General features: G+C 45.7%; 14 protein-coding genes. 1 reads left to right on the top strand and 13 read right to left on the bottom strand.

Translation table 11 applies throughout. The annotated features are described in order from the left end of the window. Positions 1–51 precede the first annotated feature (51 nt). From FIU82_RS17215 to asd, 4 genes are all read right to left on the bottom strand, one after another. A complete protein-coding gene (locus FIU82_RS17215) occupies positions 52–3,207 on the bottom strand; it encodes an HD domain-containing phosphohydrolase (RefSeq protein WP_152441727.1) in 3,156 nt (1,051 codons plus the stop codon). Positions 3,208–3,278: 71 nt separating this feature from the next. Next, positions 3,279–3,482: a hypothetical protein gene (locus tag FIU82_RS17210; protein ID WP_045979997.1), complete on the bottom strand. Its 204-nt coding sequence runs from the start codon at positions 3,480–3,482 to the stop codon at positions 3,279–3,281. 181 nt (positions 3,483–3,663) lie between these two features. Continuing rightward, complete coding sequence (locus FIU82_RS17205) at positions 3,664–4,422, bottom strand: ABC transporter substrate-binding protein (RefSeq protein ID WP_172972752.1); 759 nt, start codon at positions 4,420–4,422, stop codon at positions 3,664–3,666. Positions 4,423–4,526: 104 nt separating this feature from the next. After that, positions 4,527–5,642 (bottom strand): aspartate-semialdehyde dehydrogenase, encoded by a 1,116-nt coding sequence (gene asd / locus FIU82_RS17200; RefSeq protein WP_152441725.1) that lies wholly within the window; start codon positions 5,640–5,642, stop codon positions 4,527–4,529. 262 nt (positions 5,643–5,904) lie between these two features. On the opposite strand from asd, the gene FIU82_RS17195 reads away from it, so the two are divergent. Beyond that, a complete protein-coding gene (locus FIU82_RS17195) occupies positions 5,905–6,324 on the top strand; it encodes a hypothetical protein (RefSeq protein WP_152441724.1) in 420 nt (139 codons plus the stop codon). A gap of 55 nt (positions 6,325–6,379) precedes the next feature. On the opposite strand, the gene FIU82_RS17190 is transcribed toward FIU82_RS17195, so the two are convergent. From FIU82_RS17190 to FIU82_RS17150, 9 genes are all read right to left on the bottom strand, one after another. Continuing rightward, positions 6,380–9,079 (bottom strand): TonB-dependent receptor, encoded by a 2,700-nt coding sequence (locus tag FIU82_RS17190; RefSeq protein WP_152441723.1) that lies wholly within the window; start codon positions 9,077–9,079, stop codon positions 6,380–6,382. A 95-nt stretch (positions 9,080–9,174) separates the two neighbouring features. Next, complete coding sequence (locus FIU82_RS17185) at positions 9,175–10,779, bottom strand: hypothetical protein (protein ID WP_152441722.1); 1,605 nt, start codon at positions 10,777–10,779, stop codon at positions 9,175–9,177. 253 nt (positions 10,780–11,032) lie between these two features. After that, entirely contained in the window at positions 11,033–12,337 is a 1,305-nt protein-coding gene (locus tag FIU82_RS17180; protein ID WP_152441721.1) for a lipopolysaccharide assembly protein LapB, read from the bottom strand. Between the two features lie 46 nt (positions 12,338–12,383). Then, positions 12,384–12,989: an energy transducer TonB gene (locus tag FIU82_RS17175; RefSeq protein ID WP_022946859.1), complete on the bottom strand. Its 606-nt coding sequence runs from the start codon at positions 12,987–12,989 to the stop codon at positions 12,384–12,386. A gap of 12 nt (positions 12,990–13,001) precedes the next feature. Further along, positions 13,002–13,412, bottom strand: a complete 411-nt coding sequence (locus FIU82_RS17170) for a biopolymer transporter ExbD (RefSeq protein WP_022946858.1) — start codon at positions 13,410–13,412, stop codon at positions 13,002–13,004. Positions 13,413–13,454: 42 nt separating this feature from the next. Beyond that, on the bottom strand, positions 13,455–13,982 hold the full coding sequence (locus FIU82_RS17165; RefSeq protein WP_022946857.1) for a MotA/TolQ/ExbB proton channel family protein: 528 nt from the start codon (positions 13,980–13,982) through the stop codon (positions 13,455–13,457). Positions 13,983–13,985: 3 nt separating this feature from the next. Further along, a complete protein-coding gene (locus FIU82_RS17160; protein WP_130146395.1) occupies positions 13,986–15,353 on the bottom strand; it encodes a MotA/TolQ/ExbB proton channel family protein in 1,368 nt (455 codons plus the stop codon). Positions 15,354–15,365: 12 nt separating this feature from the next. Continuing rightward, on the bottom strand, positions 15,366–16,121 hold the full coding sequence (locus tag FIU82_RS17155) for a DUF3450 domain-containing protein (protein WP_152441720.1): 756 nt from the start codon (positions 16,119–16,121) through the stop codon (positions 15,366–15,368). Positions 16,122–16,502: 381 nt separating this feature from the next. Further along, complete coding sequence (locus FIU82_RS17150) at positions 16,503–17,774, bottom strand: sugar MFS transporter (protein ID WP_152441719.1); 1,272 nt, start codon at positions 17,772–17,774, stop codon at positions 16,503–16,505. Positions 17,775–17,906 lie beyond the last annotated feature (132 nt).

Genomic DNA, 17,906 nt, shown 5'->3' with positions numbered 1-17,906 from the left:
ATTTGTCTGATGACGTGTTCTTTCTTCAGACAACAAATTGCAAAATGACGGCTACCCGATTATGTAATCTTTGATATCAACGTCATCAATCTGCGAATCGTTAAGATGTTGCCTTGCGTAATCCATGTAAGCGCCGCTCGTTAAGAACAAAGCAAATAGATCCTTATCTATATGCCTATCTTGCGCCATAAATTTCATAATTTTCAGTGACTGGGATAACGTTTTTGCTTCCTTATATGGTCGGTCATTTGCAGTCAGCGCTTCGAAAATATCTGCAATGGCCATGATCCGTGCAGGCACTGACATTTGCTCAGCAATTAACCCTCGCGGATACCCTCCGCCATCCAATTTTTCATGATGCCCACCAGCATATTCAGGTACACGCTGTAAATCCTCTGGTAACGGCAGAGTTTCTAACATGCGAATGGTCGTAATAATATGCTCATTAATAATATACCTATCTTCATTCGTTAAAGTACCCCGTCCTATCTTCAAGTTATATAACTCGCCAAGGTTTTGTTTATTCTCAGTTGGTTCCATATTAAAACCAAAACCTGAATTGCGGCTAAATTCCCTTTCATTACGTGCAAATATATGGCGATTTTTATCCGCAAGTAAATACTCTTCACCTTCAGTGGTATGCTCAAAATCTTTCATCCGACGCTGTTCGGCCGGGGATAACCCAAGGCAATCATCGAAATTTCGGTACCATGTTTGCTCAGCTATCGACTCCAATCTACTGCGGTCTTGTTCAGACATCATTTCCCCACCGACATTGCATTTAGCAACAAAAGCAAACTCTTCCTTTAGTTTCTTTTGCCGCTGTTGAAGCGTTGCATAAAACCTTAATTGCTCTTCAGGCTCTCTACTTACGGCTTCAAGATAATCGATACGAGCATCTCGGTATAATACTTCAAAGCGCATACGTATTTCGTGAATCCGATTATATATACACTCTAACTTAGAGCCTTTATCAACAATATGCTCCGGCGTCGTAATTTTACCGCAATCATGTAACCACGCAGCGACCTCAAATTCACGCCATTGCTCTTTGGAATTAAAACCAAAGTGCGCAAATGGCCCCTTCTGTTGATTGTTCGCTTCTTGCGCCAACATCATCGCCAGTTCTGGTACGCGAGCACAATGCCCCCCAGTGTATGGCGATTTTTCATCGATTGCTTGAGCAATAAGCTGAATAAATGCATCGAGCAATTCCTTTTGTCCGGCCTCAAAGTCACATATTGATTCAGACATATTAACCATGGCCGATGAAAGTTGGTGAATTTCCTCTATGTGAGAGTCGACATAATGAACATGGTCATAGTCTCGTTGGCCAATCTTCTGATTTTCTTCAATTAAGCGTTGAATGGGGTTGGCTAGATTACGCGCCATTTGGGAGATAATGATCAGTACTATAAATAACACAAATAAGGTTACTAACATGGCCTTTTTTACTTGCCATTGCAGTTGCGACAAGGCCTCATCCTCGCTGACTATGAGCGCGATGTATTCCTGATTCCTAAAACCAATGAGCCCCTCTACACGCGATATATAGGCATAATGTGTTTTGTTATCAATTTCTATTTCGTGCATGCGATCGCGAAGGGGTGCTTGTTGGGCAATATCCAGTAATTGCTTAGAGGGCAACTGTGAAAGCTCTGCACGCCGTCTGGGGCTGTCAAAGTCTAACCACTTTTGTTTTAGATCTACTTTCAAACTTGGTTTTAGTTCATTAATAGCCCGATTTATAAACGTCATCAGCGGCGCTAAATCCTTTCTTACCGTGTGATGAAAGTTGAAGTCACTTTGTGATTTTAGTTCACCAATTTGGGTTACTTTTTCAAGCCCTTCAATATAGAAGTAAGCTTGGATATAGTTGATAACCACCTCATCATCGAACACAACATCAACTTCCCCTCTGTTTAGACCCTTCAGCGCATCGAGGGTATCGTTGTATTCAATAAAGTGGGCGTTGCCCATACGCGCTTTTAAAAACTTTGTCACTGCGTAGCCTTTTTGTGCAGCAATTCGTAATTCTTTGAAGTCACTTAAACGTTGTTGCCCTTGTGCCTCCCCCTGGCGCATGGTGGCAATTATCCTTGTGTCATAGTGGCCATTTGCAAATACACAAAATTGCTCACGCGCTTCGTTTTTCATAAGTCCAAGTAACATATCTATTTTGCCGGACTTTAACTGCTCCACTAGTTCCGGGAACCGATAGCCATTGATAAATTGCAGCTCGACCCCCAGTTTCCTCGCCAATAAACGAATATGCTCAACACTGTAACCCCGAGGTTGCCCCGACACTGAGTACTCAAATGGAGGGTAATCATCCATAACCCCTACTCGCAAAGTACCGACTTTATCTAAATAAGCACGCTGACGATCGTCTAAGGTGATAGGTGTCACGTTGAGTTCTGATGGCGCATCAACACGTTGCTCTATACTGACTTCCCCATTGTCATCAAATAAATAGCCATTGCCGGTTAGGGTATAATCAGGTATGTCCATGTATCGAGACAAAGAAGATAGCAGCACGGTGGTCCCCGCTACCACGTTATTTTTGCCGGTAATCGCGTAACTCGTGCCAGGGCGACCTATAAAGCTAAACATATAGGGGGGCATTTTATTTACACTTTGATGTGATGCGTTCTTAAACCACGGCCTTTGCCGAGCATCGTAGTCTGTTGGCTCCTCAGTTTGTATGCGAACGTTAAGCTTGGAGTCGAGAAATTGGGTATACCTTTTCCTATCGCCGCCCTGACCATATATTTGTACAACAACCCAGCGGTCGTTAGGTGCTGCACCCCACACGCGCCTAATCCCGGGAGTGGACTCTAAATTAGATATTTCAAAGTAATCGCCGTTACTAAAGCCGTAAAATAATGAAAACACCTGTTCTTGAGCACTTAATAAAGCACTAAAGCGAGCTAGTTGCTCGCCGCTAATGGATCTCGCACCGCGAATATTTTGCAGCTTAATTACATTGGCGAGGCTTACCGCAGCCTGCTCTTGACGTCGCGCTTGGCTGGCAACCTGAGTGGCGATTAATTCAAACTGCGTTGCCGCTGCGTTTTTTGCAAGGCTACTACTAAAGTAATAGTGTAGTGATATAGCCGCAATAGCCGTGAAGGCACAAGCAAATATGAAGGTTGTTATTAGTGTAACGCGTATTGTAAAACGCTTTTTCTTGTTGTTAACTTCCATGCCAGCATAAATATTTTTAAAGCGGAAGTTAAAAGTATAGGTAGGTATTTCAACACTATGAAATATTTAGCTTAATTATTTTCTTGTTGACGCTGTTGTTGAAACCGCTGATAGTTCTGTTTTTGTTGCTCTAAGCACGCAAAATAGTCATCATCATTTTTATATGCACACTCGTCTAAGCGTTGAGATTGGGTTTCATGATAACGCTGGGTGCCCTTACAAGCACTCAGGGAGAGCATACACACCACGGGTAAAATATAGCTGAATTTAGTCATTAGGCAGTAGTTAGAAAACAATGAATGATAAATCAAAACAAGGTCCCTTCGCACGCTTACATCAAAAAAAGCAGTCAAAATTGGACCAGAGCAAGCGCCAAAAAAAAGTTATCTCTTGCTATGCGCAGGACCATCATAAGGCAATTGCTGAACTTATTAAACAGTGGCTTAAATAAACCTATTACTGGGTATAGTTATTAACTATTTTTTCCAACTCGCCATTACGCCTTAACTTATCTAATAAGCGGTTAGTATAAAGCATATTGATACGCCCGTTATCAGTTTTTGGAAACTGAAACTGGTAAAGAGCTGTGTCTATGGGGCGGTTACTTTTAACTAATTCACCCACCAGCTCAGGTCTTGACCTCAACAGATAATCATAAACATGCTCTGCAATTACAACAGCACTGAGTTGCCCATGCTCTTTGTCTGCCAGGGCCTTTAGCATATTTATTTCAGAGTAAAAGTTATCACGGACCATGTTGCCGTTATTAAGCAGCGGCATTAAAGTTGGATAGTGGTAGTCGAAGCGGGTTCCAATTCGCAGCGGCTTTTGGCGGTCGTTTGCTAACCTTTGCAGTTGTTTTATATCATTGATTGCTGGGCCGCTTGCCGGATAAACCAACACATCATTCACTTCAACTATCGCGTCACTCCAATAATAGTCACTGGCGTTTGCAACCCAGCGCTCGGAATCAAAGCGGTAATGAATTTGCCCTTCGTGTAACAACTTTAATGAGCGCCGTGAGGTATTTGGCTGCGCTTTATAGGCATGATCACTAAACGAGTTCAGCGCCACTAATAGGTCAGGAATAATGCCTTTGGTGGTATCACCCACGATACTATAAGGAGGGTAATGATCTGGTAAGCTGCCCTTCAACTCGTGAGCAGACACACTGAGCGCACTAACAAGGACAAATAAGCCAACAATAAAACGCACAGGCAAGACTCCTACCAACACATTGCAGGTATACTAGGAAATGCGCTGGTAAAAGTCTAGCTAGGAATAATAAAAAGGCACAAAAGTGCCCTATTTACAGCAGCTTAGTACCCGTTACAGATAATTTTTAGCATTCTTCTAAGCGGTTCTGCCGCTCCCCAAAGTAGCTGATCGCCCACCGTAAATGCGCTAATGTAACGAGGCCCCATACTGAGCTTGCGAATGCGGCCAACAGGAATTCGTAAAGTCCCTGTGACATTGACAGGGCTCAGCTCTTCGCTCGATGCACCGCGCTCGTTGGCAATGACATCCACCCATTCGTTGTGACTCGCAAGAATTTGCTCTATTTTGCTAACGCTAACATCCTCACGCAATTTGATGGTCAGTGCCTGAGCGTGGCAGCGCATCATGCCTACACGCACGCATAAGCCATCAACCGGGATAGGTTGCTTCGAGGAACCCAAAATTTTATTGGCTTCTACCTCAGCCTTCCACTCTTCTTTGCTTTGCCCCGACGGCATTGGCACATCAATCCACGGGATCAAGCTACCTGCTAGTGGCACACCGAACTGATCATAATCCAGTGAACCATCTTTCATTTTATTCGCAACCAGCTTGTCTATTTCTAAAATAGCGCCGGCAGGGTCGGCAAGTTGCGAGGCAACGACACCATGAATATCACCCATTTGCTTAAGTAATTCTTTCATATTGCGCGCACCGGCGCCGGAGGCCGCTTGATAGGTCATGGGGCTGACCCACTCAACTAAATCTTGTTCAAACAAGCCCCCCAATGCCAATAGCATCAACGATACCGTGCAATTACCACCGACGAAGGTTTTTACACCTTGTTCAAGACCTTGCTCGATAACATCATGATTCACCGGGTCGAGCACAATAATGCTCTCGTCGCTCAAACGCAGCGCCGAGGCGGCATCAATCCAATACCCGCGCCAACCACTGTCGCGCAATTTACCATAGACTTCATTGGTGTAATCGCCACCTTGACAGGTCACAACAACATCCATGCTCTTGAGCGCGTCAACATCGTAGGCGCTCAACAAAGGTTTAGCATCGCCGCCAATTTCGGGGCCCAACTGTCCTGTCTGTGAAGTGGTAAAAAAGGTCACATCAATATGAGTAAAATCATTTTCTTGTTGCATCCGCTCTAGCAGTACGGAGCCAACCATCCCCCGCCAGCCTACTAAGCCTACTTTTTTCATTACAGATTCCTCTTACTTACAAGTTTATTCATATTGCGTGAGACCCAGCGAGCACTGAGAATCTCTGACAATAGCACTGCAACGCCCAAGGCACTAGTGGGTTGGATACAACTTAAAATTATTTCATATAGCTAATATCACCTTATTAGCTAGTCACAATTTATTAACCATTCTGTCGCTATTTTGAAAACACTTGATGGTGTAGTAAGTAGGTACACAGGCAGTCGGAGGTGTGCATTAACAATTAAACAAGGAAATAGTCATGAATTTATTCGTAACCTCTATCGCGGCACTGACTGTCGCAGCACTATCATCAACAGCCTCAGCTCAAAGCTCAGCGGTCAATTTGGCAGCACCAGACCGAGAGCAAGTAAGCTTTACGCGCGCTGAAGTGAATATGCTCAACAAACAAGGTTCATTAGCCGCCTCAACAGTGACCTATTATGGCCCGAAAGTGTGGGTTAATGGGCGTTTAGAGTCCTTCTTTGTGGGCTCAACCAATGGCAACACCTTTTGTGAAGCACGCGGTCACAATCAGGAAGTTTCTGGAAGTACCGTTACCTGTGGCGAAGATGAATCGTCTTATGCTGATTATGACTGGTATGGCAGTGCGTGGATTAAAAAAAGTACGGGCAGCAAAAACCAGTGTTATCCTCTTTATGCGACTATTAAATGCCGTTAATACGCATATAAAAAAGCCCAGCACTGGCTGGGCTTTTCTTTGTTGTTACCTGTAACTAGAACTCATATGCATAACTTACGCTGAATTCTACGCCTTCTTCCCGTGAACGCACTACGATGTCTGACTGCGTCACTTCTTTTTGCTCGTCTAACAGGTTTTGGACTTTGAATTTCACTTTAGAGTTGAAATCTGGGTACCACGTGTACACTAAGTCTAACGAGTGAAATGGTTGCTCATAGGCATCATCACGCCCCGCTACGCCAGCGGCGAGGATACGCTCACCAAACACGTTATAGACCAATGACGCACTATGAACGCCATCAGCAGAGTCGTAATTTAGCTGCATATTGACGACATATTCAGAGTGACCCGTCATACGCTTAGTTGGGTTAGTTAGGTTTCCGGCTAAAGCAGGATCTATCTTCGCTTCGGAATCACTTAAAGTAATATTACCGCTGGTAAATAGTCCATCGCTCAAGAACGTCAGATCTTGAAGCCATTCTGCTTCTATACCATACACATCAGCAGTTTCACCATTGACGAAGGTCGCGGAGTAGTCTTCATCACCAATACGCAAAACGGTCTCAATGGGTGCTTCTATATCCTTATAAAAGGCAGCGACACTGTAGGAGTTCCCTGCTTCACCGTAGAACTCGTAGCGAAGGTCGTAATTCTTAATCGGACTGCTCTTAAGACCGACGCGACCAAAAGTACGAATATCGGTTAGCGGATCAAAATAGGTGACAGGGACCACTTCACGAAAGTCAGGGCGCACTACGGTTTCACCGTAACCGGCTCGAACTTGATATTGCTCTGCGCCAATATAAGTTAATGACAATGCGGGGAACCAATCATCTTCTAAGATAGTGCCATCTTCAATGTTCTCGGCAGACCAAATCGTTTGCAAATCTTCGCCATCAAAAATAAGGCTAGACGTACCAACTGAGGTTTGTTTGAATTCCTCATATCGTATACCGCCGCTAATGCGCAACCATTGGTCATACATTACATCGAATGAGCCATAGCCAGCATCAATCTTTTGACCAGCAATATAGTCATCAGCATCTGGTGGCGTTGGTTCGTTAAAATCGACCAAAATGGCGTTGCCATCGATAAATTGATCGCTTAAATAGCCACTGTTAGTCAGCGGATCACGACTGCCATCGTTGACATTGATCGCAGCACCAGCACTGTTGTTCACAGTGAAGCTAGAAGTGTTGTAGATTCTCGCTCGATCCGAAAAGTCATAACCTACTTTAAACTCGACATCGACACCATCAAACATCAAAGGCAAGTTAAAGTTACCACCATAGGAAGTTACACGTTCTTCCATATCGGTATATGACATGATCACGCGGTTGTCGTCCCCGGTGATCTCAGACCCCGCGTAACGACCGTTTTCGCCGTATTGATCGCGAAACTCAAAATCAACGTTGGTGGGAATATCTGTGGTTGCTTTCGAACGCGTATACTGCCAATCAAAGCCGACTCCCCATAAATCCAAGAAAGTATGCTGTCCAAGGAACTGGGATACATTGAGCTTACGCTCTTCAAGATTGAATTCGTGATTGCGATTAGCTAACCCGTCACCGGCAATGGTAAACGTTGAACTGCCCGCCGGGCTTTGTGAAATCGCTACTTCCGTTTCGTCTTCATTATCGACAATATAGAGTTGTTGAGCAGAAATACTATGTGTATCGAAGGTGTAACCAAGGCTTGCCGTAGCGTTATAACGCTCGTTCTCGGTCGTTACCGTCGAATTTTTCACGGTGTTATAGCACGAGTTTGCAACCTGCTCGGCAGAATCTAGGCTAGTCGCACAACTGCTATCGACATCTTGTGCAATCACAGATGAAAAGCGAGTTTGTGCATCCCATTCGTTAACATACGCACCTGATAGTAAAAAGCCAATACGACCGCCGAAGTAATCCTCTTCAAAGCTATTGCCAATGTGCGCTTTGACGCCCATTTCAGGGTCAAGTGACTCTTCTTTCAGGCCATAGTTTCGTGGCAATGACTTTAACAATTGGTTATTGATAGCGGTCGCTTGCTGAGCACGCGTTCCTTGCTCATTGTCCTGCAAATAGTCTCTGTTAACTATATTGTTGATGCTAAAGTTTCCTTGATAGCGAACAATCGCATCTTTCATTGCTTGTGGAACGCCGGCATCATTACCATCATAGGTATAGCCTTCATCCGCTGTTGTGTTATAGCCAACGCCCAACTCCACTCCGGCAACAAAATCGCTGGGGATGGATTTGGTTCTGATGTCTATGTTACCGCCACCGAACGCCGCAGGCATATCGGGAGAGTAGGCTTTTTGCACCGCCATACTTTCTATGATGCTTGCTGGGAAGATATCCAGCGGCACGACGTTGCGAGTGAGGTCGGGGCTAGGGATATAGGCACCATTCAATCTAGCACTGGAATAACGCTCGCCCAGACCACGAACATAAATAAACTTACCATCAACTAATGTCAGGCCTGTCACACGACGAAGCGCTGAGGCAGCGTCACTGTCGCCAGTACGTGATAGTTGCTCGGCTCCGAGAATATCAGCAACGAATGCCTGATTTTTTCGTTCTTCAACCACAGCTGCAGCGCTTCCTTGAAGTCGAGTTCCTACAGCCACAACCTCTTCTATTTCATCGTTCGCTGCGAGCTCTGCTTCAGCTGCGATTAGGCCATTAGTGTGGACAAACAATCCCAGGCCAACCGCGAGGGTGAGTTTGCTCAGCCTATGTTGTTTAAACATGATATACATCCTAATCAGTTTGACAAAAAATAGGCGCCTACTGCTTTGCTCAAGCACCAAGGCGCCTCAATTTAACACTCTAAATAACTAGGCTTTTAGTCTTGAGCCGCTGCATTAACAGCAGTCTCAACCCACTTATACCAGCTAGAGCTTGTGTCCTGATCAGATACCGCGCCGATGTAATCTACGCTCTCAAAGAAGCTTGAGTCTAGGCCACTTAAATCGTTAGCATTAATTGAAACATCTGCTGAGGCAGTGTTTGTTGCAAAGCCATTTTCAGCCAATACCGATACATCATCAGTCAAAATTTCGCTACTGCCGCTATTTTCGAACCAAGACGCCTTGGTTTGCCCTGCTAATGGGCCCGCTGCGAATGTATCTGTATCGGTGAAGTTTGAAGAGCACGCCATCACTGAGTTATTAAACATGATGTTATCGGCTTGCTTTTCGCCATCAGAAGTCACTTGAATACAGCTGCTGTTTACCGCATTTTTCTTAACCAATAAGGCGTTGTAAATGCTGGCATTGAACTCATCGTCGAACTTGTAAGCTTGAGAAGGGTCATCATCTCGCACAGAATTGCCATCTGTGGTCACGATGGTGATGTTAGCAAGGGTCGGGTTAGTTGGGCCCACTTGCGGTGAAGACTCGCCCTTAACACCATCAGATTCGAAACCGTTGTTGCCCATGTTCACCACAGTGCCGTCGTTCAAGGTCACAGTACCATGTTGTACATATAAGAATTGACCTGCACCCTGCCAACCCGCATCAAAGTCGAATGAATCATCCTGCGTGTCGGTAACAACAATGTGCTTAATCGTCGCTGCACCGCCAAAGAATTCAATACCATCATCGAAGCCTTGGTGAATATGCAGGTATTCAAACTCTGAACCTGAACCCACTGCATTTAATGTAAGTGAATTAAGGTCATCGCCCTCACCCCCTACTTTAGGACCTGAACCTGCATACCAAATTTTGGCCCATTTGATACTACCGCTAGAATCGGTATTGTCGTCACCACCGAAGTAGCTAGTGATCCCCTCAGAGGCAACGTTACAAGTGCTTGCATCACGCTCTGCATCAGTACATTGGTCAGTGATACCATTACCGTTAATAATGATACCGCCCCAATCTGCATAGCGAGCGCCTTCACCTGCGCTATCAAAACGGTCAAACGCATTAGCAGAAGTGAACGTAATAGGTTTCTCTTCGGTGCCATTAGCTTGGATTTTTGCGCCACGAGCGATACGAATAATGGCTTCGCCAGATTGGAAGGCCAAGGTAGCACCAGGCTCAACTGTTAGCGTTGGGCCATTCGCTGGAATTTCAAAACCTTCTGTGGTGTTGCCATCTTCACCGATTAACAGTGCTTGCTCAAATAAGTGCACACCATCATCTGGGATTTCAGAGAACGTAATGTTACTGGTGATTTCAATAGTTTTACTGGCAAAGGAGTCATTGTAAATACAGTCACGACCATCAAATATACCTTGGACCGTACCAGAGTCAGACTCGTAGCTGGCACATTCAAAATCATCGGAGTTGTCACCACCAGATGTATTGTTTGAATTATTAACACTGTTATCTGTATTTGTGCTGTTGTCATTTACAGTTGGGGTGATTTCGATGTCGCCGCCACATGCTGCCAGTGTGACTGCTGAAGCCACTAGGCTGACCTTGAATAAGTCAGATAGTTTCATTGTTATACTCCGTTGAATGTCAATTATTGTTAACGCATTTAAAAGTTACGACATACAATACGGTGGCTTTATGACAATGAAGTGACACTTATTTAAACATATGATGACATGATTAAGTTATTAATATTATTAATTAAAAATATAAAAGCCACCCGAGGGCGGCTTTGGTGTTGCGATTATGGTTGTTAAAGACCAGGCACGGTTAATTAATATTTATATTAACCAACTCTATTATACCTAATCATAAAACACTTTATAAAAGCGCCTGCTTTAATGTCTCAGCATGCAGCTTTTCATTTTTTACATATTTTATCCATTGTTGCGCCAAACGCTCAGAGCGCTTGTGTTTCTCCGCCTGTTCGAAGGCCAAAATAGAGGCGTCAAAATTCTGCAAGTTAAACTGCGCCATCCCTAACGCCACATATGCATTAGACTCATGCTGTAGGCCTCCTTTTTCCAGAGCTGCCCTGGCCGCATCCGCCGCCTCTGCATATTGCTCGAGATTCAAGTGCACCTCAGCAAGGCGTTGGTCATAAATACCTTCTTGGCTTTGCTTAGCCGCTTTTTCAAAGTAAGCAAGGGACTTGCGCTCTTCTTTGGCTTGTACAAAAGCTTCTGCTATGAAGGCATTGTTTTTAACATTATCTGCGACGACACCTTTGGCTTGCGCGGTTTTCATAACTTTCGCAGCCTTATAAGGTAAGCCGTTGAACATATAAACCTGGGCTAAGTTTCGTAAATCCGATTTGCTGGTTACAAAGCCTTGTTGATAAGCAGCCTCAATAGTAGCCAGTTGCTCTTTCTCTCGCCCTACTTCGCCATACATACCGCTTAATTGCAGCCAGTATTCGGGCTTGTTGTACAGCGCAATCATTTTCTCAATCACCGCCACAACCTGCTCTGGTTGTTGTAATGAGTAATACAAAGCACGTTGCAATACCAGCCAATTTTCCTTCGGTGTTTTCCCGTCTTTTTCAGCAAGTGCAATAGCTGTGTTTATCGCTGCCAATGCATCCGGATATTGGCTCATTTGGTAATAGGCTTGAGATTTCAGCACGTAATAGCTGTCAGGCTGCGCTATGGTATTGACCTTATCCCAACGGGTCAGGTAATCAATCACCCCTTGATAATCATCGTTGGCCATCGACAGCTGCGCCAATGAGAACAGCGTGCTGAGCGTTAAACTTTCAGGAATATCCGTCTGAGCAACAACATTTTCGAAAGCATCAATGGCTTCACCCAAGCGGTTTTCATTGTAGTAAATGAAGCCATAAAAATTGTACATCATGGCCTTTTCGTAGCTATTCATGCTTGAAGCACGCTCTTTAACAGAGTCAAGTGCCGCTAGCCCGCCTTTTACATCCCCGTCATCAGCGAGCTTCTGTGCCCGCGCTAATTGGCTATAAACCTTATCGCGCAGCGCCGGCACGCGTTTAGTTTTTTGCTCTGCATGGGCGCTGGCGAGCGCCACCGATGGGATCATACTGGCCATGCTCGGCAACACTAACGTCGCCGATGTTAACCCTGCAAATAGCAGTAAAGAGTTGAGTTTTGTCATGGTAAACCTCATAATCGCAACAGGTGCCCACTGCGGGGCACACTCATTAACCGTTGATTTGGAAGGTGATGCGGTTTTGCACCCCTGCCACTTCTACCGCCTCGCCATTAACGATACGCGGCTTGTATTTGAATTTTTTAGCCGCATCCATTGCAGCTCTATCGAAAATACTCTCAGGCTCGGCTTTAAGTACCTTCGGGTCGCGTACGGTGCCTTGTTTAGTCACTGTAAATTCGACAATGACATAACCTTCAATACCGCGTGATAAAGCTCGGCGTGGATACACAGGCGAGACTTTAACAATGGGCAAATACTCACCGTCGCTGCTTTCTAGCGCTAAGCCTTTACCAATGTCGACATCAGCACTGACATCGGCAGCAAAGTCGAAATTACCGCTGCTGGCGTTAGGATCGCTGCTTTGTGTTTGCGGCGAGTCCATCGGTGGTGGCGGCTCTTTTGGCTTCGGTGGTTTCTGCGGTTTACGCTCTTTTTTCTCGACGGTTTCTTCTTGCTTAAGGCGCACAAAATCAAGTACGTTGCCTTTAGCTGGCTCAGTCATGGCTCCCTCGCCACCGGAGATTAATGCCTGCATGCCTAAAAACAGCATAAAGGTCACCACCGCAGCGACTATCAGGGCGATAAAATAACGCATGATGGCAGCTCCTTAGGCCTCTTGAGCCGCAATTGACACGTCAAATACGCCCGCAGCTCTCGCGGCATCCATCACCTTGATCAGGGTATCAGTAGTGGCTTTCTTATCCGCTTGAATCACCACGCTGCCTTGTGGGTTTTCGGCTTTTAAACGCTCGATATTCGCTTGCACCGCGCGCACGTCTACTTCCCGTTTATTGATCCACACCTCGCCCTTATCAGAGATAGCGACAAGAATATTGGCGCGCTCTTTTTTCACCGCCGTTGCCGCTTCTGGGCGGTTTACATCAATACCTGACTCTTTGACAAAAGACGCGGTAACGATAAAGAAAATAAGCATGATGAAGACCACATCCAGCATCGGCGTCATGTTAATTTCTTCTGCTTCTTCTTCTTGAAATATTTTACCTAAAGGGGCTCTCATTTTTTTCTCCTTGCCTGTGCCCAAGCACAGGCATCATCGCAACTAGTGGTCCAAGACCATTTTATCTTCTAACAATTCGACTTCTCGTTTGGCGCGGCGCTGTAAAAATGTTGAGGCAAACACCCCAGACAACGCGCCGACCATCCCGGCCATGGTGGGGATAGTCGCTTTCGACACCCCAGAGGCCATGGAACGGGCACTGCCGGTGCCAGTAATAGCCATAACGTCAAATACCTCAATCATGCCAGTTACTGTACCTAGTAGACCGAGCAGCGGACACAGTGCAACCATGACATTGATCAGAGCAAGATTAGCGTTAAGCTTCATTCCCGCCCGTGAGATCATCGCTTGGCGAATTTGCTCGGCATTCCAGCTGTTACGCTCACTGCGGTTTTGCCACTGCGTGCGCACCGATTTTTTGTACTTGCCATAGCCATGGAAGAAGTACATAAAGCGCTCCAAAATCAGCAACCACATGGCAAAGATGAGGATGCCGATGACCAGGAGCACCTGGCCACCCGTATCGAGAAAATCACGAATTGCATTGATCCAATCAATCAATAGCACCATGATTTACGCTCCCTTTTCGCTGCGCTCAGCAATAAGACCGGCACTTTGCTCTTGCAAAATAAGCAACAAGTTCTTTGAGCGTGTATTAAGCAGGGTATAAAGGAATACCGTCGGTATAGCGACGACCAAACCTAGTACCGTTGTCACTAAGGCTTGAGATATGCCCCCAGCCATTAACTTAGGGTCGCCGGTGCCGAATAAGGTAATCGCTTGGAAGGTATTAATCATACCGGTGACCGTACCGAGTAAGCCCAGCAGCGGCGCCACCACAGAGATAATTTTAATAAGCGTGAGGTTACGCGTGATTTTTGGCATCTCGCGTAAAATTGCTTCGGACAGTTTCAGCTCAAGGGTATCGTGCGCCACGTGAGGGTATTGGTCTTTCACCTTCATCACACGCCCAAGCGGGTTATCGTCGCGGGCAACATCGTCTTTAAGCTGGCGACGAATTTTGCTGCCAATAATAAGCAAAGAAATGAATCGCTCAATGGCAATTAATAGCGCCAATGCGCCAACCGCGAGAATCACATAACCCACAGTGCCGCCTTGATGCACCCGCTCTTCAGTACCTGGAGCCTGAACTAGTAAGCCTAAAATAGAGCCGCCTGTTGGGTCCAACGCGAACTGCACAAAGCCGTCAGTGGCTTGTTGTAAGTCTTGAGCACTGGCGGTGTAACGGTCTACGGGCTGGCGAGTCAATTCAGATAAGGTATCGGTGACATTGTTGTACTCAAGGTACTTGCCATCGGCAATAAGGTTAAATGCGCCGACACGCAGCACTTCTTTGTTTTCTTTAGCGCCGCCGGCAACGATCACTTCGGTATTAAAGCGTGTGACTTTGCCCTGCTCGGTCATCTCTCGCTGCAGCTCAAACCACACCTTCTCTATGTCTTCGATAGAAGCAAGTTTCGAACTTGAACCCATTTTTTGGGCCATTTCTTCCATGAACTCATCACGCCCTGGAAGCTGTGCTGAGATAACCGAAGTAGCAAACTTATTGGCACTCTCGCCTGCTTCTTGCTGCAGCACACCAAACAATTCTTTGAGTGTGCCCATGCGGTTTTGCAAGGTATCGGATAGCTGTGCAAGTTTTACTTCGTTTTCTTCGAAACGCGTTTCTAGTTGTTCAGACTCTTGAAGCTTGGCGTTGCGAGTTTGCTCGGCCTGACGCAGCATCTGTAATTGTTCGTTTTCGCGGGCCATAAATGCCTGCTCACGCTCTTTATTTTCCGCAGACTGGGCAACTTTACCCTGCTCGAGTGTTTTTAATAGCGCATCTAAATCCATAGCATCTGCGGCTAAAGCAGAGTGCGATAACGCCAAAGTGGCAACCAAGGCTGCGCTTCGGGTAAACTGTTTCATTAATTTCATTGTCGGTACCTCTTATTCCGCAGCTTGGATAGGCAGGGTTAACATGTCTGGGGCTAGCTGTTTACGCGCAATACGCAGACCTTTGTTAATTTGGCTAATGGCCGAATCATCAAGTTTTACAAATGCTTTTTGTTCTTTATCCCAGGCGCCGGCTTGCTGGCTGTCACGGGTCAAATAAATAAGCTCTAAGCGACCAATGCGCAGGAAATCAACCTCGCGTTCTTTGCCATCTACATCCTGTAAAGCGGTATAGGCCTCGATGGTGCGACCATAGTCGACCTCAACCTGATAGGCTTCGAGCACACGGCGGAACTTTTCACTTGATGCCACGTCGGCGCGCTCCATCAACGCATGCAACTCAGCAATACGCTCGCTGCGCTCTTGCTGTAAAAAAGGCACATCTAGCGCAACAAACTGCTCAAGGCCATTGATCATTCGCAACATCAGTGGCGTGATTTGTCGCTCGATCACCGATACTTGGTCCATCGACGCGTTAAGGTTGTCCATTTCTTCAACTTGATTGGCAATTTGCTTTTGCAACTGCGCGTTGTAGACGCTGAGGCCGTCTATTTCTTTGTTGAGTGCCTTAAACTTTTGCAAGCGGTTTTGCATTGAATCAGCGATGTTATCGATTTTATTTTGAGATTTTTTCGCTAACTCATTAATTTCACTGCTTTTGTTTTTAACAGTGTCCAGTTCATTAGCCATCAGCACGGGGCTGGTGGCCGCCACAACTGTGGCTAATATCAGGGGTTTAACGCCTTTCATCGCATACACCTTATGTTTAGCTCGAATGCTTAGCCGGAAATCCGACACGAATGTAAGATGTGCGAGAGTGTAGAGAAGGAAAGTGACAGTGGTGTTGCGCTATTAATACAGTTTAATTACAGCTGTAACAATTGTGCCATATAAGTGACGTTAACTGGCCGCAGAGGCGTATGTGCGCGAGCTCATCTGTGTATACCCGTATTACAAAGGAGAACGTTTGGTAGCAAGCTTGTTGGGAGCCAAAAATAGGTGAAAGATAAAATGGAACGTTCCAGCGGATATTGGTAAACAGGAGTAATGAATACGTATTCACCGAGCTTAAAACAAAACCGCCCTGACAAGCATCAGGGCGGTGTTTCAAAGCTTAAATATATCGTACTGCTATTTTTCGATTTTCTCTTGCCACTTTCCTTGTAACTTGGGTGTACTCATCGCATACCAAGCGATATATACGTAACACACAAGCGGCACATAGAAGCTTAACTGCAAACTCACAGTGTCGGCTACATAACCTTGGACGAGAGGAATAAACGCACCACCAACAATGGCCAAGCATAACCACCCCGAGCCGCGACTGGTGAGTGAGCTAAGCGCTGCAATAGCAAGTGTGAAAATGGTGGGGAACATAATTGAATTAAACAAGCCGATAGCCAGTACAGACCACATGGCCACCATCCCTTGGCTATTAATAGTGACAAGCAGCAATACAATGGTGGCCACAGCATTAAAGAGTAGTGCTTTGTGCGGCGCAATTTTTTGTAATGCTGCCGAGCCAATAAAGCGCCCGACCATGGCACCGCCCCAGTAATAAGAAATGAGGTGGGCCGCCTCGTGCTCAGCTAGACCAGCAATATGCGCTTCGCCAAAGTAATTAACAAGAAAACTACCAATGGCCACTTCGCCGCCAACATAACAAAAGATAGCGCCAACACCGAAAACCAAGTGAGGGGCTTCTAATAAAGTGTGGTTTTTGGCTTTGCAGTCGAATTCTTCAGTATGTTCTTTGATCACGGGCAGCTTCAACACTGCAAAGACAACGGCAATCGTTAATAGCGCAGCGGCGAGCATTAAATAAGGAATTTTTACCGTGTCCGCCGTTGCAGCCTCGGTAACCAGCGCAGCACTGCCGCCAAACAATAAAATTTTGCCGATAATAGGCCCCACAGTGGTGCCTAACGAATTAAGAGCCTGCGCCAAATTTAATCGACTGGAGGCGGTTTGCGCCGGGCCTAATGCGGCCACATAGGGGTTAGCAGAGACTTGTAGAATGGTCACCCCAGAAGCTAACACAAATAGTGCGCCTAAAAACAACCAATACTCGTGTACGGCCACGGCTGGGTAAAACAGTAAGCAGCCGATAGAGGCAACGATTAAGCCACTGACAACACCGTTCTTATAGCCAAATCGCTTAACTAAGTAACCCGCTGGCAACGACATAATGAAATATGCGCCAAAGAAGCAGAACTGAATCAGCATGGCTTCGGTATAGGTTAAGTCAAAAACTGCTTTCAATCTGGGGATCAGTAAATCGTTTAAAACGGTGATAAAGCCCCACAGAAAAAACAAGGTGGTCATCGCTACAAGCGGCAAAGTGTAGTTGCTTTGTTTATCTGCCGATGCAACGTAAGCCTGATTATTATTCATCTCACTCACGTGTTGTTCTCCTTCTACTTGTTGTCTCGGATTCTACACATCCGCATAACAAGATCACAGAATATTTACTGGAACGTTCCAAACTGTATACAATTAACATTCGGCTTTTGTACTGCTAACGGATGAGTCTGC

The organism is Pseudoalteromonas sp. THAF3 (assembly GCF_009363775.1).
Lineage (GTDB): Bacteria > Pseudomonadota > Gammaproteobacteria > Enterobacterales > Alteromonadaceae > Pseudoalteromonas > Pseudoalteromonas ruthenica.
This window is presented reverse-complemented; position numbering and strand designations above follow the sequence as displayed.

Excerpts from the sequence above, each read along its gene's own strand:
- FIU82_RS17170 (WP_022946858.1), bottom strand. The coding sequence starts at position 13,412 with ATGAGAGCCCCTTTAGGTAAAATATTTCAAGAAGAAGAAGCAGAAGAA.
- FIU82_RS17165 (WP_022946857.1), bottom strand. The coding sequence starts at position 13,982 with ATGGTGCTATTGATTGATTGGATCAATGCAATTCGTGATTTTCTCGAT.
- asd (WP_152441725.1), bottom strand. The coding sequence starts at position 5,642 with ATGAAAAAAGTAGGCTTAGTAGGCTGGCGGGGGATGGTTGGCTCCGTA.
- FIU82_RS17210 (WP_045979997.1), bottom strand. The coding sequence starts at position 3,482 with ATGACTAAATTCAGCTATATTTTACCCGTGGTGTGTATGCTCTCCCTG.
- FIU82_RS17190 (WP_152441723.1), bottom strand. The coding sequence starts at position 9,079 with ATGTTTAAACAACATAGGCTGAGCAAACTCACCCTCGCGGTTGGCCTG.
- FIU82_RS17155 (WP_152441720.1), bottom strand. The coding sequence starts at position 16,121 with ATGAAAGGCGTTAAACCCCTGATATTAGCCACAGTTGTGGCGGCCACC.
- FIU82_RS17160 (WP_130146395.1), bottom strand. The coding sequence starts at position 15,353 with ATGAAATTAATGAAACAGTTTACCCGAAGCGCAGCCTTGGTTGCCACT.
- FIU82_RS17185 (WP_152441722.1), bottom strand. The coding sequence starts at position 10,779 with ATGAAACTATCTGACTTATTCAAGGTCAGCCTAGTGGCTTCAGCAGTC.
- FIU82_RS17180 (WP_152441721.1), bottom strand. The coding sequence starts at position 12,337 with ATGACAAAACTCAACTCTTTACTGCTATTTGCAGGGTTAACATCGGCG.
- FIU82_RS17175 (WP_022946859.1), bottom strand. The coding sequence starts at position 12,989 with ATGCGTTATTTTATCGCCCTGATAGTCGCTGCGGTGGTGACCTTTATG.
- FIU82_RS17195 (WP_152441724.1), top strand. The coding sequence starts at position 5,905 with ATGAATTTATTCGTAACCTCTATCGCGGCACTGACTGTCGCAGCACTA.
- FIU82_RS17215 (WP_152441727.1), bottom strand. The coding sequence starts at position 3,207 with ATGGAAGTTAACAACAAGAAAAAGCGTTTTACAATACGCGTTACACTA.